Raw genomic sequence first — 13,596 nt, 5'->3', positions numbered from 1 at the left:
TGAGGCTAAGGAAGAACTTCAGGATATGTTCTCCAGGAGGTACTCCTAATGGTTTACACAAAATTATTGACACAACCAAGATGTTTAAATCGATATTTTTCCCTCCTACTATTGGTATAACTTCTAATTTCCTAGGTAGATTTGCCAGGAATTTTTTTACAGGAGGATAGTTGGTTATAAGAGAGAATATAAATAGAAACAGCCACGGAGATATGGCTTTTAAAAAAGCAATGTCAAGTTTTGTTTCTGTTTTTTTCACTTTTCCTGAACATGAAGTAGATCACTATCATGGTGAAGAAACCGGAAAGAACACCTATAACTTCAACGGGAACAATCTTTGTGTATGCCATGGTTAGGGCTGATAATGAGAGGACAAGTCCTGAAACTACAGCCGGAATAAGGTTTTTCCTTACGGCTTCCCACTTCCCCACAAAGTATAGCATCATAAGAGCAAAGCATACGGATACTACAGGTAGGAAAATAGTTATTTTTTGAGTAAATACCCAGATAAATTGCTCAAGATTTACTATTCCTGGTGGTCTTATATTGAATGGACCCCATACAACTCTTGCAGGAAGTGTAATGGGAATTGATAGAAGGGCAAATGATGTTAGAGGATCATAGCAGAGAATCGATATTGCAACAGCTGCTAAAGGCGTAAATCCAAGAGCCACAAATACAGGAGGAAAGAGAGCCGGTGTTACAACTCCAAGAGATGTTGCTAAAGAACCAAACCCCATACCTATGAAGAGGGTTTGTTCTACTTTGTTTGTCGTGATTGAACGAATTGTTTTGACGATTTCAGAAAGAGCACCAGTCTCTTTCATTATGAAGATCATTAACATAGTAAAAGCTACAGCAAAAGTAATAGCGAAAGCTTTTACTATTCCATAGATACTTGCACCTATTACGACAGAAAGAGGAGTTTGAAAGTATAACCATGCTACGAGGCCTGCAAAAATCCAGCCGGCTACTGACATAAAGACGCCTGATCGGGAGAAAAGGAGCATTCCAATAAGGACGAGAAGAATTGGGCTTACCGCAAAGAAAAAGTCCATAAGCTACCTCCTTAATTGTATACTGAAGCGGCTTCAAGGAGTTTTGCGCCGCTTTCTTCAAGCAGTTTTACGGCTTTCTCAAAAAGGGTGTCTTTTACTTTAAAAAATAGAATAGCTTTTGATGAAGAGCCTGCGTATGCGTAAGTGTATTCTACGTCTATATCGTTTTCGGCCAGAACTTTTACTATTCTGTAAAATCCTCCTGGTTTGTCTTCTACTTCTACTGCAAAGACGTCTGTTTCTGTGGCTGCGAAATTGTCTGCCAGCAGGACGGCTTTTGCTTTTTCCGGATTGTTTACTACGAGTCTTAGTATTCCGAATTCTGAAGAATCTGCCAGGAATAGAGCTCTTATGTTTATGTCTGCCAGTGAGAGTGTCTTTGCCACATCGGCAAGTCTTCCTTTTCTGTTCTCGAGGAATATGGATATCTGTTTGATTGCATATTTGCCCTTCATTATACCCTCCCTTTCAAATGTTTAGTTCTCTTCTGTCTATAATTCTTTTTGCCTTGCCCATGCTTCTTTCGAGAGTTTTCGGTTCAACCAACTTAACCTTTGCGTTTATGAAGAGATTGTTCAACATATCTTCTTCTATTTTTTTCTTGAGAAAATCGAGGCTTCCCACTCCATCTTTTAGAAGTTTTTCATCTACTTCTATCCAGACTTCCAGTTTGTCAAGAACCCCTTTTTTATCAACAACGATTACGTAGTTCGGAGTTAATCCTTCTATCTGAGTTATGACATGTTCAACCTGAGATGGAAATACGTTGACACCGTTAACTATGAGCATATCGTCAGAGCGTCCCTTTATGTTTTCTATATAGAGTATTGTTCTTCCACATGGGCACGGTTCTCTGTGGATAACTGTTATGTCTTTTGTCCTGTAGCGTATCATAGGTAGTGCTTGTTTAGTTATTGTTGTGAGCACAAGTTCACCTTCTTCTCCGTCAGGGAGTACTTCTCCCGTTTCAGGATCTATGATTTCCGGAATGAAATGGTCTTCAAATATGTGAAGATGTCCATATTCGCAGGTTGCTGCTACACCAGGACCTATTATTTCCGATAATCCGTATGCTTCTACGTATCTTATCCCCCATGTTTCCGCTACGGCTTTTTTTAGACCTTCTGATGCCGGTTCTGCTCCGAAAAAGCCGGCTCTTAATTTGAAGTCTTTCTTTAGATCGTAACCCTCCTCTTTAGCAACTTCGGCAAGATGAAGAGCAAAAGATGGAGTGCAGCACAGGATTGTTGCTCCGAAGTCCTTCATCAACATAAGCTGTCTTTTCGTGAAACCTCCGCTTGCAGGAACAACTGTAGCACCGATAGCCTGTGCAGCATCGTGAAATCCGAGTCCTCCAGTAAATAGACCGTAACCGTAGGCGTTGTGCACTATATCTTTTTCGTTTACGTCTGCCATAAGGTAGGTTCTTATCATTACTTCTTGCCATATTTTCATGTCATGCTCTGTGTAACCAACGACCGTGGGTTTTCCTGTTGTTCCGGAAGAGGAGTGTATTCTGACTATCTGTTCCATCGGAACGGCAAAGAGCCCGAAGGGATAGTTGTCTCTCAAATCCTGTTTAACCGTGAAGGGAAGTTTTTTTAGGTCATCCAAAGTTTGTATATCTTCAGGACCAATGCCGGCTTTATCAAATTTTTTTCTGTAAAAAGGAACAAGGTAATAAGCTTTTACAACAGTTTCTCTAAGTCTTTTTAATTGAAGAGCTTCTAAGGTTTCTCTAGGTATGTAATCTTTCTTTTTCAGGGACATCCCTTTCCTCCTTTTTCTTTTTTAGATTCAAAAGATAAAGTTATTATAAAATAAGCAGCGGAATTATTGAAATCTTTGAGAGTGGAGGGATAAATGTTTCAGCGACATCTTGAAACGTTGCCGAGGGAAATTATTGAAAAAGTTCAGCTTGAACGTTTAAAGAGAACAATCAGAAGAATAAAGGAAAGAAATAGAATTTACTGGGAGAAGATAGGTAAGGTTGTACCTGAAGATGTAAAAAGTCTTGATGATTTAAAAAGGTTACCGTTTCTAACGAAGGATGATTTGAGGAAGGGATATCCTTTTGGTTTTGCCTGTGGTGAGCAGAAAGATTTTGTCAGGTTTCACATGTCTTCTGGCACTACAGGAACACCTGTTGTTAATCCATACACATCTGCAGATGTTGATCAGTGGGGAGAGATTATGGCTCGTTGTCTTGCAGCTGCAGGTTTGACATTTTCTGATGTTTTACAGATAACTCCTTCATTTGGCCTTTTTAACGGAGGTTTTGGCTTTCATTACGGTGCGGAGAAGATAGGATGCTTCGTTGTTCCCATCGGTCCTGGAAGAACACTTCTTCAGTTGAAGTTCTTTAAGGATTTTAACACCACAGCTCTTGCGGGTATCGCTTCTTATCCTTTAAGGATAATAGAGGTTGCCAAAGAAGAGGGATTTGATTTTTCCGAAACTTCTTTGAAAGTGGGGATTTTCGGTGCTGAAGTCTGGAGTGAAGAGATGCGCCGATATATAGAAAAAGAGATGGGTATAGAAGCTTTTGACATTATCGGTATGACTGAAACCGGCGGAGTTGGATTGGGAATAGAGTGTAATTATCATAACGGTATTCATGTGTGGGAAGACCATTATATTGTGGAGATAATAGATCCTGAAACGGGATATGTTCTTCCTGACGGTGAAGAAGGAGAAATGGTTGTTACAACACTTACAAGGGAAGGGTTACCGCTTATAAGATACAGGACGAGAGACATAACCAGAATTGTTTCGAGAGAGCGGTGTGAATGTGGAAGGACGCATCTTAAGGTTGCCAGGATAAAAGGAAGAACAGATGACATGCTAAAAGTTAAAGGTGTCTGTTTCTATCCGAGACAGGTTGAAGAGATAGTAATGAAATATCCCGAAATTCTTCCTGATTATCAGATAATCATAGGAAAAGTTGAAGGAAAGGATACGATTAAACTTATTATCGAATCTGAGAAACAGGATGAGTATTTGAAAGAGCGAATAGAGGAAGAGATATATAGCACGTTGGGGCTTCATATAAAGGTAACCTTGAAAAAGAAAGGTGAAATTCCGCGGGCACCCGGGAAAGCTGTTAGAGTGAAAAAAGAGATTTGAATGTTTTTTCAACTTCGGGCGGCAGTTTTCCTATGGAAATTTGTGCCGCCGTTTCCGGAATATCCCTTCCTCTGTTTTCGAGAACTTTTACCTTGAGATTTAATGCTTTTAGCCACTCTTTCACTCTTTCTGCTTCTACGGAAGATATTCTATCCGGATTTTTCACGATAAAGACAGTTGCTCTAAGAAATTTATTTTTTAATGCTTCATATTGTTTCTTCAAAGTTTGCAGCTTATTAATTACAGGGTCTTTTTCCATTGGTTCTTTTTTTATGCGTGCGATTATTTCTCTTTTGTCATTAATTATTTTTCTTAAATTTGTCAGGTTTTCTAGCCATATGAGAGAATTTTCAGGAAGTGAAAAAAACCTATAGGATAAAGCCGACGGTGGCATGTCAAAAACAAAGCACTCAAATTCCTTTTCTGTTAGGGATTCAAATGCGGTTGCCATTGCCTGTTCAAGTAATATAGGTGATTTCTCAATGGTTTTGAAGTAGTGTTCAAGGTTAAAGGCTGTAAGATAACGGAAGTTTTTTTCCATTTCAGAACGGACTCTGGATAAGAAAATTTTTTTATATTTTTCCGGTTCAGCTTCGTATATAAATAGATTTTCTTTAAATTTTACAGGATTGTTAGACGGCTGAATTTTGAAAATGTCGAACAGGTTATGGGCAGGATCCAGAGAGATTAATAGCGTTTTAAAATTGTTGTTAGCCAGAAATATAGAGAACATTGATGATGTTGTTGTTTTTCCAACTCCGCCTTTTCCTGTGAAGAAAAATATCCTTTTTTCCATTTAATTCCTCAATCTATGTCAAATACGGAAAAAAGTTTGCCGAGAGGATCTTCTGCTTCTGTTACAGCATTTCCTAATGTTATCAGCAGTTTTTCAGAAACAGGGAGCATTTGAATATAAACGTGAGAAGGAGAGCCGGGATAGCCTACCAGCTCTCCTAAAAGTAAGAGTGAAAATATCTTTTCGAGCTCGTCAACTTCTGACTCTACTACGTTTACGGCACTATCTCTGCCGATACTGTCAGCTATCTCCCAGGCTTTTTTAAAGAGTTCTTTAAGCTTTAGCTTCTTCATCGATCGGTTCCGGAGTTCCTTCTTTGATACTGAAAAATGTTTTAACGCCTTCAAAAATTATTGTCAGGACGATTATTAAAATAACCGTGTTTACGACAATAAGAAGGTAGTTACCTTTATGTATAAAGTTTATTTCATTTAAAATACTTGCCCATAATGTTACCGCTATCATAAACACGGCAGGAATGCCTGCGACTATCCACTTTAGGCCGCCTTTATATCTTAAATAGATAGTAATAACTATTAGGGCCAGTCCGGCGAGTGTCTGGTTAACTGCACCAAATAGTGGCCAGAGTGTCAGAGCTCCTTTTCCACTTGCACCTGTTGCAAAAGCCAGGAATGCCGCTGAAAGAACGGCAAATAAGGTGGCGACGTAGCGGTTTTTGAAAACGGTTAATCCCATGTCTGAGAATATTTCAGAAACAACGTATCTTTGGATCCTTGTTGCGGTATCAAGTGTTGTTCCTGCAAAGGAAGCGACAAACACACCCATTATTGCTATTGCCCAGCTTACGGGAATTCCGAGGCTTTCTATCATATTGGCTGAACCATTGATAAAAGCGCTCAGTTTTGATCCGAGACCTTTTGCCGCCGTCCATGATGAGTAATGGGTAAGCCACGCTGCATGTCCTGTTAGAAGTTTCCCGTTGTGGAAATAACCCATGCCAATTCCTGCTACAACAGCAATTATTACGAGTGTTGCCAGAACACCTTCCATAAGCATAGAGCCAAATCCGACAAAAAGTGCGTCAGGTTCGTCTGCAACCTGTTTTGAAGATGTTCCGGAAGAAACAAGAGAATGGAATCCGGAGATTGCACCACAGGCAATGGTAATGAAAAGAAAAGGCCAAAGCGGTGGTGCCTGTGGGGGATGGGCCTGATAAGTTGGAGCAACTATAGAAAGTTTGCCTGTAAAAGCACTTGCTACTATTCCGAATATGAGTAGTGCTATTGCTACTAAGAGTTCGTGAGAGTTTATGTAGTCCCTTGGTTGTAAGAGCATTGTAACCGGGAGAACAGAAGCTATAAATGCGTATATCAGCAGGATAATTGTCCAGACACCTGTTGCCGGTATACCAGCTACAGAGCCCAGTTTAAACGGCATGTAGACACCTATGATAATAGTTATGTACATAAGGATGAGGGCAATTATTGAAAGGATACCGACGCTTTTTCCTTTCTTATAAACCAGGTATCCTAAGGTCATGGCAATAGGTATTTCCATCCATACGGGGAATACGGATTGGGGAAACATGTTGAATATGATGGCAATTACAAGTCCGAAAATCGCAATAACTATCCATAGTTCAAGGAAAACGATTGCGAAGAATAGATATTTTGTTCGTTTACTAATATATTTCCCTGCAAACTCCGATATAGATTTACCTTTGTTTCTCATAGAAATAATAAGAGCTCCAAAGTCATGAACAGCTCCCATAAGTATACTGCCGAAAAATACCCATAAAATTGCAGGGAGCCATCCCCAGATTACGGCAATGGCAGGACCCACGATAGGGCCGGTTCCTGCTATTGATGTGTAGTGGTGACCGAAAATAATCTCTTTTTTGGTCGGTACGAAGTCTATTCCGTCCTCGTAAACTTTTGAAGGCACAGGTTTTCCTGTTGCCAGTTCGAAAATCTTGTAACCTACATACTTACCGTAAACGTTGTAGGCGATTATATAGCCTATAAAGACAACCAACATGAGAAGCAGAGCATCCACTTTAACTACCTCCATGTAAAAAAGATTTAAACAAAGAATACTATATAAAAAATAGTTGATAAAATCAAATAGATGCAATGATTTATCTAAAAGAAAGGGGCAGTATACTGCCCCTTATGAGTTTAAGCCTTTATGAAGTGCCTCGATGTTTGCTTTTGCGAACTTTGGGTTTAATTCTTCTATTCCTTTCTCAATCTCTTCAACGGAAAAAGGAAAGTTTTTGACATATTTTAATGTGACTCCAAGGATAAATACGTTTAAAGATTTCGGATTAATTTCTCCTTTTACTGCTTTTTTTGAAGCGTCAACTTTGATTAAATTAAAGTTTTTTAGGTTTGGGAATGAATCATCACTGTTTGTTACTATGGAAGCTGATTCTTTTAAGTAATCTAAAAATCTTAATGTTTCTGTAGGGTAAAGGCCTATGAGCAGGTCTGCCTGTCCTTTTCCTATCAGCGGTGCATGAAAGCTACCTATCTTAAGGTAGGAGATGACTGTCCCGCCTTTTTGTGCCATTCCGTGGGTTTCTGTTCCTATAAAAGGAATGCCTTTGTTGAGTGCACATCTTGCAAGGAGTTTAACTAAAAATATTGTTCCCTGACCGCCAACACCTGTTAAGACTATTTGATATTTCATCTTTTATCCTCCACAAAAGCATTGAAAGGACATACTCCAGAAAGGCAAACGCCACATCCGACACAAAAGTATTTGTTAACTGTGACTTTGCCGTCTTTCCATTCAAATGCGGGACATCCGAATGTATCCATACAGTAGCCACATCCGGTGCATTTTTGTGGATCTACGCTGGCAAACTTTCCGGGAAGCTTAACGTTTTCTTTATCAAATGTGCAGAATTCTTTTACTACGGCAACTACCGGAGCGTCGCTGTTTTTATAGGCTTCTTTAACTTTGTTGAAAAAATCAACAGTTGTTTCTACCTTACCATCATATTCCAGAACAAATGGTTTTACACCGCAGCCTTCAACCACTTTTTCAATGCTTACGCCCCCGGTTCTCTCGGGTGTTGGCTGAAGGCCTGTCATTGCTACCGTGTTGTTATCAAGGATAATCAGAATGTATTTGTGTTTGTTCGCTATACTGTTGATTAGCGGATGTATTCCTGAGTGTAGGAATGTTGAATCGCCGATTGTTGCAATAATGGGTTTGCTTTTGTCAGAGATAGAAAAACCACCTGCGAGTCCGGCAGATGCTCCCATACAGAGGATGGTGTCAACGGCTTTTTGATTCAGTCCCAACGTGTAGCATCCTATGTCTGAAGGGTAGATTGCGTTGTTTCCAAAGACTTTTTTCATTCCGTAAAATACTGTTCTGTGGGGACATCCGGGACACAGGGTAGGTTTCCGCGGAGCTGGAATGTCGTCAAAACCTTTACCGGTATAGATATTTTTCTTAAGTATTCCTGCATTTTTAAGTCCCTCAGCTATTCTTTCATGGGTAACTTCGTCTATGTTGAATACATCTCCTGTAAGTTTTCCTCTTACATTTGCAACCGGTGCTATTTGTTCTTCTATTAGCGGATAGGTTTCTTCAAATACGATTACCTGTTTGTATCTGCCGAGGAGTTTTTTAAGAAGGTTTACAGGAAGGGGAGTTGGCATGTCTATTTTAATAATATCAATGTCTAGATGGTTATCTTCTATTGCTTCGAGAGCGAATCCATAAGATGTTCCTGAAGCGATAATAAGATTTTCGGTGTTCTTCAGTTTCTTTAGTTGTGGCTCTATGAGGGATTTGTAGTTGAACTTCTCAATTTCTTTCAATTTTGCGAGAAGACTAATTCCCTGTTTAAGTCTTGGAACTCGCGGGACGGCTGCCCATCTTTCTATGTTTCTTTCAAAGTTTCCTTTTCTTCCTTTAAATTCGAAGTCTGTAATATCGACTATCTGTCTTCCATGACATACACGTAAAACAGGTCTTAGTAAGACAGGAATTTCAAATTTTTCAGATATTTCTATACCTAATATGGCAAGTTTAAGTCCGTCCTGGGGATCTGTCGGGTCAAGCGCTGGGATTCTTGCAAATTTGGCAAAGTATCGAGAATCCTGTTCTGTTTGAGAACTATAAAATCCGGGGTCGTCTGCTGAAATTACGAGGAAACCACCTTTGTTGCCTATGTAGGCACTGCTCATCAGAGGGTCGGAAGCCACATTAAGTCCTACCATTTTCATGCCGCAGGCGGCCCTTTTTCCCGTTACTGCTGCAGCGTATGCTGTTTCAAAGGCTACTTTCTCGTTTGTTGACCATTCGGCGACAGCGGGTAAATTAAGTTTTTTGATGAGTTTTTGATAGGTTTCCAGTATTTCGGAACTTGGCGTTCCGGGATATGCTGCCATCACGTCAACATTTGCGATAAGCAAACCGTAAGCTATCGCTTCATTACCAAGAAGTGCTCTTTTCATTATTCCCTCTCTTTGTCTGAAGATATTCAGGAAATAATAATTTTAGCATTTTTTTCTATTTTTAGGTTTCTTTTTTGGCTTCTTTATACCAGAAGGAGGCTTTAGGTTTGTCTCCTATCTCTTCATATATTTTTCCGATGGCTTCTTTTATGTTTCTTTTCTCTTCGTTCGATAGTGGATACTTCTTTAACACGTCAAGAAGATGGTTTAGGGCTTCTTTGTATTTGCCTTGAGATACATGAGCAGATGCTATTAATGAGATGGCTCTGAATCTAACTTCCGGAAACTCAAGGGCTTTCTTTGCCATCTCAATAGCTTTTTCATAATTTCCGAGCCCGAGCATTGCTTCTGCCATGGAAATTGTGTGTATTGGTCCGTCGAGCTGAGTTGAGGTTTTTGCAATCTCTCTGTTATCTACGTGGTGGGAAGATGAGGCTACTTTCAATAAAGAACCTTTGTCATCAGGCTGTTCTAAAGGTTCAGCTTCATCAACGGCAGAGAATATGGAAGAGAGTATTTCGTCGGAAGAAGGAATTTCTCCGTAGACACTTTCCGGTTCTTTTTCAAATTCGACGGCTTCAGGATATTTGGCAAACAATCTTCCTTTAAGTTTTTCCGCGAGCTCTTTGTTAAGTTTGGAGAGCTGTTCTATGTTTTCAAAAGCGGATTCTATTTCTCCTGTTTCGATGTCTCTTAAGATGGCTATTGTCCATTTAAGTTTTGTATCTTTCAGTGTAAGAATGACTTGGTCTATGTCGTCCAGCAGGTTGTTTTTGGTAAACTCTTTTATAACTGTCTGGAGTAGATCAAGATTTTCTCTATTGTTAAGGATAAGTCCTTTTAATATCTTGCGTCTTGTGGAGCTGTCCTGAAGTTTTGCTACGATTTCGGTTATCTTCTGGTCGACGATTTCGCTTGTTTTGATTTCTCTCGCTTTGAGATATGCATTGAGTGCCTCTTCAAATTTTGATAGAGAGGCATACATACTTCCTGCCATTATGTAGTTTTTATAAGCTTCATCTTTGTTGTCCGATTCAAGGAGGGCATCGGCATACATTTCATAAAAAATTGGGTGAGAATTTTTCTCGATGAAGTGTTCTATGGAATCTTTTATCTTTGATACATTTCGTCCCTCTTTGCACAGTTTTTTGAAAAGGTCTATGAGAACTATGAAAGCTTCGTAATATAGATTTTTCTTTACGTATGCAGATGAGAGAAGCTCTACGGTCCTTAAATTGTTCGGGTCGTGCTTTAAGGCCTTTTGCAAGAAGGCGATTGCCGCTGCGTAGTATCCGTTTTTAAGCTTTTCTTCTGCATAATCATCGAGGATTTTTATGGCTTCATCTTTGTTTCCTATTTTAATTAATGCTTCAACAAGCGGATTGATTACCTGGGAGGAAACGTCCCCTTTTTCCATTAATTTTCGGCCGTAAGACACTATCTTAAGGTAGTTCTTTTCCGCAACCGCCTCGTGAAATAGTTCTTCGGTGCCCTTTTTCTTGAAAAAGTTGGCAAATCCCACCGGGCCTCCATAGAGTTAATAAATGATAGCTACAATTATACAAAATACAAAAATAATAGAAATGTCCATCCGTGTTATTTAAAGAATTAGAACTTCGAATATTTGTTGCTGATTATCTTGCCGTGATACGTATGTATGTTTTTGAAAATCGAAGATAAGAAGAGGCGGTTTTTATAAATCTTTGTGTATCGTTAGTATTTTTGTTTACTTTTTTAGTGTCAGAAAAATCCATAAATATGTTGAACACTTCTAAAAGCAGGTTTTTACTTTTCTAGGTTCTGGAAAATAATCTTGCCCTCTGGATGCATTTTGGGATTGAGTTTTATTCTCTTTTAAGCATCGAGATAGCTTTATAGAAATATCCGTTTTTAAGTTTTTCCTGAGCATATTTATCCAGTATCTTTACAACTTCCTTCTTTTTGTTCACTTTGAAAAATGGAATTTGTGTAAGAAATAAGCCTGTGGGATTCAAGTTTCTTTTTGTTAGAAACCTTGAGCCGTAAACGATAGTTATTGTATGACTTTTCTCATTTACGGCTCTATTGAAAAAGTTCTTTGTTAGTTTTATGCTTTAAAAATTTTCCACAGGTTTATAAGCTTTTCCTCATAATTATTGTTGCCTAATATTACTTATGTGATATAAATTTTTTTGTGTCGCTTTTTCAGGATAAAAGTTTTTCCAGAAGGTAAGCTACAACTTCAACCGGTTCTTCGCTGCTGTTCAGGATATCTTTTGCCATTTTCACGTATGTTGGTTTGACTCTTGCAGAAGCGATTTCTTTTTTGATGTCTTCCGTTGTTACTCCTTTAAATTTTTCCTTCTTTACTCTGTTAAGTCCTTTGATGCGATACATTCTATTTTTTTCATTATCGGTTACAAGGCTTATCGCAGTGCCTTCCCTTCCAGCTCTTCCCGTTCTTCCGATTCTGTGAACGTATATTTCAGGATTTTCAGGAAGTTCGTAGTTTATAACTATGCCGACATCTTTTACATCTATACCTCTCGCTGCCACGTCAGTTGCTACAAGGACTTTCACTCTTCCCTTACGGAATGCGTTCATTACATTTTCTCTTTGCCTTTGGGTAAGATTTCCATGAATTGCTTTTGCATCAATGCCTTTTTCTTGGAGTCTTCTTTCCAGATCAGCAGCGTCGCGGCGTGTTTTTACAAAAACAATAGTTGTTTCATCTTTATTGTCCTTTAGCAACTTAGTCAGAGCTTTTAATCTGTCATTGTCCTTAACAAACAGGATTTTCTGGTTAACTTTCGGTGTAATGACAGATTTTCCTACCCTTACGGTTTTATAGCTGCTTTTTAGGTATCGGGATATAAGTTTTTTAATTTCATTTGGTAGTGTTGCCGAAAAGAGCATAGTCTGCCTTTCTACAGACGTCTTTTTGAGGATATATTCGATATCTTCAATAAATCCCATGTCAAGCATTTGATCAGCTTCGTCAAGGACGACGACTTCGACATTTGAAAGATCTAAAACCCCTCTGTCTATTAAATCTTTTATTCTTCCCGGTGTTCCAACGGCTACATTGCATCTACCTTTGTTTAATAGGGAAATTTGTCTTCCTATGGATACGCCGCCGTATATTGGATAAATTCCAAGTCTTCTTCTCTTTGCAATGGAAGACAATTCGTCAGAAACCTGGATTGCAAGTTCTCTGGTTGGCACAAGAATCAAAGCTTTCACTCCTCTGGCTTTTCCAAGTTTCTCTACTATAGGAATGCCAAATGCTGCTGTTTTTCCTGTTCCTGTCTGTGCCTGTCCGACGATGTCATATCCTTCCATGGCTATGGGTATAGCTTTTTTTTGTATGGGTGTGGGTTCTTGAAATCCCATATCTTTAAGTGATGCTTGAATGTCCCTGCTCAGGTTTTCAAAAGAAAAACTCATCTTTTAACTCTCCTTAAAATTATTAGTAATTTACTACATATGATATGAATTTTTGTTGATTGTTCTAGTCTAGCTTTTGTTGTTTTCAGGAAACTAATTTGTAGTTTTCCATAAAAATTGCCACGGAAGTGCCGCCGTTTCAGACACACCGTGGCAATCAGATTTAGTTCGGTTTATTTGTTATTCTCTTTCTACGTCAACAGCTTTCAGACCTTTGTCTGTTTCTGTGATGTTGAAAGTTACTCTCTCTCCCTCTTCGAGGGTTTTGAAACCTTCACCTGCAATACCTGTGTAGTGAACGAATACGTCCTGACCGTTGTCGGCTGTAATAAAGCCGTATCCCTTCTTAGAATCGAACCACTTTACTGTTCCTGTAAGCTTCTCCATACGTCCTAACCTCTCTAAAACGTGTTGTAAAATACAAAAAGCCTCGAAGGCAGAAACGGCATGCCTTCGAGGCCAACAACTTTCAACCCTAAAATTTACGAATAAAGTTTTCTGGTCTGTGTCGAGCGTTCCGTAAACTGCCTTCAACTATTAACAACTAAAGTAATTTTATAATTCTATTCTCGAAAGTCAAGATATAGATGAAAAAAATCTTTAAATTTGGTATTGAATTTTCCGAAGTAAATGTTAAATTTTGGAAATCAAACAGGGGATAACAACCGATTTTATGCGGAGGAAAGTACTATGGCAAAGGAAAAATTTGAAAGGACGAAACCCCACAAGAACGTGGGAACGATAGGACACGTAG

The 13,596-nt window shown here is 39.0% G+C and carries 12 protein-coding genes and 2 pseudogenes; 2 read left to right on the top strand and 12 right to left on the bottom strand.

Translation table 11 applies throughout. The annotated features are described in order from the left end of the window. From BLW93_RS08920 to BLW93_RS08065, 4 genes and pseudogenes are all read right to left on the bottom strand, one after another. Window positions 1-259, bottom strand: a pseudogene (locus tag BLW93_RS08920) (hypothetical protein); the annotation flags it as partial. Beyond that, window positions 234-1,058, bottom strand: a complete 825-nt coding sequence (locus BLW93_RS08075) for an L-lactate permease (protein WP_076713573.1) — start codon at window positions 1,056-1,058, stop codon at window positions 234-236. The gene BLW93_RS08075 and the pseudogene BLW93_RS08920, both read right to left, overlap by 26 nt. An 11-nt stretch (window positions 1,059-1,069) precedes the next feature. Beyond that, entirely contained in the window at window positions 1,070-1,513 is a 444-nt protein-coding gene (locus BLW93_RS08070; RefSeq protein ID WP_076713572.1) for an acetolactate synthase, read from the bottom strand. A gap of 13 nt (window positions 1,514-1,526) precedes the next feature. Next, window positions 1,527-2,828, bottom strand: a complete 1,302-nt coding sequence (locus BLW93_RS08065) for a phenylacetate--CoA ligase family protein (RefSeq protein WP_076713571.1) — start codon at window positions 2,826-2,828, stop codon at window positions 1,527-1,529. Between the two features lie 93 nt (window positions 2,829-2,921). Here BLW93_RS08065 and BLW93_RS08060 point away from each other — a divergent pair, with 93 nt between their 5' ends. Beyond that, a complete protein-coding gene (locus BLW93_RS08060) occupies window positions 2,922-4,184 on the top strand; it encodes a phenylacetate--CoA ligase family protein (protein WP_076713570.1) in 1,263 nt (420 codons plus the stop codon). Here BLW93_RS08060 and BLW93_RS08055 read toward each other — a convergent pair. The 8 genes from BLW93_RS08055 to BLW93_RS08020 all read right to left on the bottom strand — a co-directional run bounded on the left by BLW93_RS08055 (window position 4,162) and on the right by BLW93_RS08020 (window position 13,229). Continuing rightward, on the bottom strand, window positions 4,162-4,980 hold the full coding sequence (locus BLW93_RS08055) for an ArsA family ATPase (protein WP_076713569.1): 819 nt from the start codon (window positions 4,978-4,980) through the stop codon (window positions 4,162-4,164). The two genes, BLW93_RS08060 and BLW93_RS08055, sit on opposite strands and share 23 nt — an antisense overlap. Before the next feature lie 8 nt (window positions 4,981-4,988). Next, window positions 4,989-5,273 (bottom strand): DUF7990 family protein, encoded by a 285-nt coding sequence (locus BLW93_RS08050; RefSeq protein WP_076713568.1) that lies wholly within the window; start codon window positions 5,271-5,273, stop codon window positions 4,989-4,991. Continuing rightward, window positions 5,254-6,996 carry a carbon starvation CstA family protein gene (locus tag BLW93_RS08045; RefSeq protein ID WP_076713567.1) on the bottom strand — a complete coding sequence of 581 codons (1,743 nt, stop codon included), beginning with the start codon at window positions 6,994-6,996 and terminating at the stop codon, window positions 5,254-5,256. The genes BLW93_RS08050 and BLW93_RS08045 overlap by 20 nt, the downstream gene beginning before the upstream one ends. A 114-nt stretch (window positions 6,997-7,110) precedes the next feature. Beyond that, window positions 7,111-7,632, bottom strand: coding sequence for a 2-oxoacid:acceptor oxidoreductase family protein (locus tag BLW93_RS08040; protein WP_076713566.1), 522 nt, complete (start codon window positions 7,630-7,632; stop codon window positions 7,111-7,113). Next, entirely contained in the window at window positions 7,629-9,416 is a 1,788-nt protein-coding gene (locus tag BLW93_RS08035; RefSeq protein WP_076713565.1) for a thiamine pyrophosphate-dependent enzyme, read from the bottom strand. The genes BLW93_RS08040 and BLW93_RS08035 overlap by 4 nt, the downstream gene beginning before the upstream one ends. A 61-nt stretch (window positions 9,417-9,477) precedes the next feature. Next, a complete protein-coding gene (locus tag BLW93_RS08030) occupies window positions 9,478-10,938 on the bottom strand; it encodes a tetratricopeptide repeat protein (protein ID WP_076713564.1) in 1,461 nt (486 codons plus the stop codon). A 662-nt stretch (window positions 10,939-11,600) separates the two neighbouring features. Further along, on the bottom strand, window positions 11,601-12,842 hold the full coding sequence (locus tag BLW93_RS08025) for a DEAD/DEAH box helicase (protein WP_076713563.1): 1,242 nt from the start codon (window positions 12,840-12,842) through the stop codon (window positions 11,601-11,603). 180 nt (window positions 12,843-13,022) lie between these two features. After that, entirely contained in the window at window positions 13,023-13,229 is a 207-nt protein-coding gene (locus BLW93_RS08020) for a cold-shock protein (RefSeq protein WP_022847301.1), read from the bottom strand. 303 nt (window positions 13,230-13,532) lie between these two features. Between BLW93_RS08020 and BLW93_RS09075 the strand changes: the two are divergent. After that, window positions 13,533-13,596: pseudogene (locus tag BLW93_RS09075) on the top strand (GTP-binding protein); the annotation flags it as partial.

Origin of the sequence: Desulfurobacterium indicum, from assembly GCF_001968985.1 — a bacterium.
GTDB classification, from domain to species: Bacteria; Aquificota; Aquificia; order Desulfurobacteriales; family Desulfurobacteriaceae; genus Desulfurobacterium_A; species Desulfurobacterium_A indicum.
This window is presented reverse-complemented; position numbering and strand designations above follow the sequence as displayed.

Coding starts and splice junctions, on each gene's coding strand:
- BLW93_RS08070 (WP_076713572.1), bottom strand. CDS start 1,513: ATGAAGGGCAAATATGCAATCAAACAGATATCCATATTCCTCGAGAAC.
- BLW93_RS08035 (WP_076713565.1), bottom strand. CDS start 9,416: ATGAAAAGAGCACTTCTTGGTAATGAAGCGATAGCTTACGGTTTGCTT.
- BLW93_RS08065 (WP_076713571.1), bottom strand. CDS start 2,828: ATGTCCCTGAAAAAGAAAGATTACATACCTAGAGAAACCTTAGAAGCT.
- BLW93_RS08025 (WP_076713563.1), bottom strand. CDS start 12,842: ATGAGTTTTTCTTTTGAAAACCTGAGCAGGGACATTCAAGCATCACTT.
- BLW93_RS08020 (WP_022847301.1), bottom strand. CDS start 13,229: ATGGAGAAGCTTACAGGAACAGTAAAGTGGTTCGATTCTAAGAAGGGA.
- BLW93_RS08050 (WP_076713568.1), bottom strand. CDS start 5,273: ATGAAGAAGCTAAAGCTTAAAGAACTCTTTAAAAAAGCCTGGGAGATA.
- BLW93_RS08075 (WP_076713573.1), bottom strand. CDS start 1,058: ATGGACTTTTTCTTTGCGGTAAGCCCAATTCTTCTCGTCCTTATTGGA.
- BLW93_RS08060 (WP_076713570.1), top strand. CDS start 2,922: ATGTTTCAGCGACATCTTGAAACGTTGCCGAGGGAAATTATTGAAAAA.
- BLW93_RS08040 (WP_076713566.1), bottom strand. CDS start 7,632: ATGAAATATCAAATAGTCTTAACAGGTGTTGGCGGTCAGGGAACAATA.
- BLW93_RS08055 (WP_076713569.1), bottom strand. CDS start 4,980: ATGGAAAAAAGGATATTTTTCTTCACAGGAAAAGGCGGAGTTGGAAAA.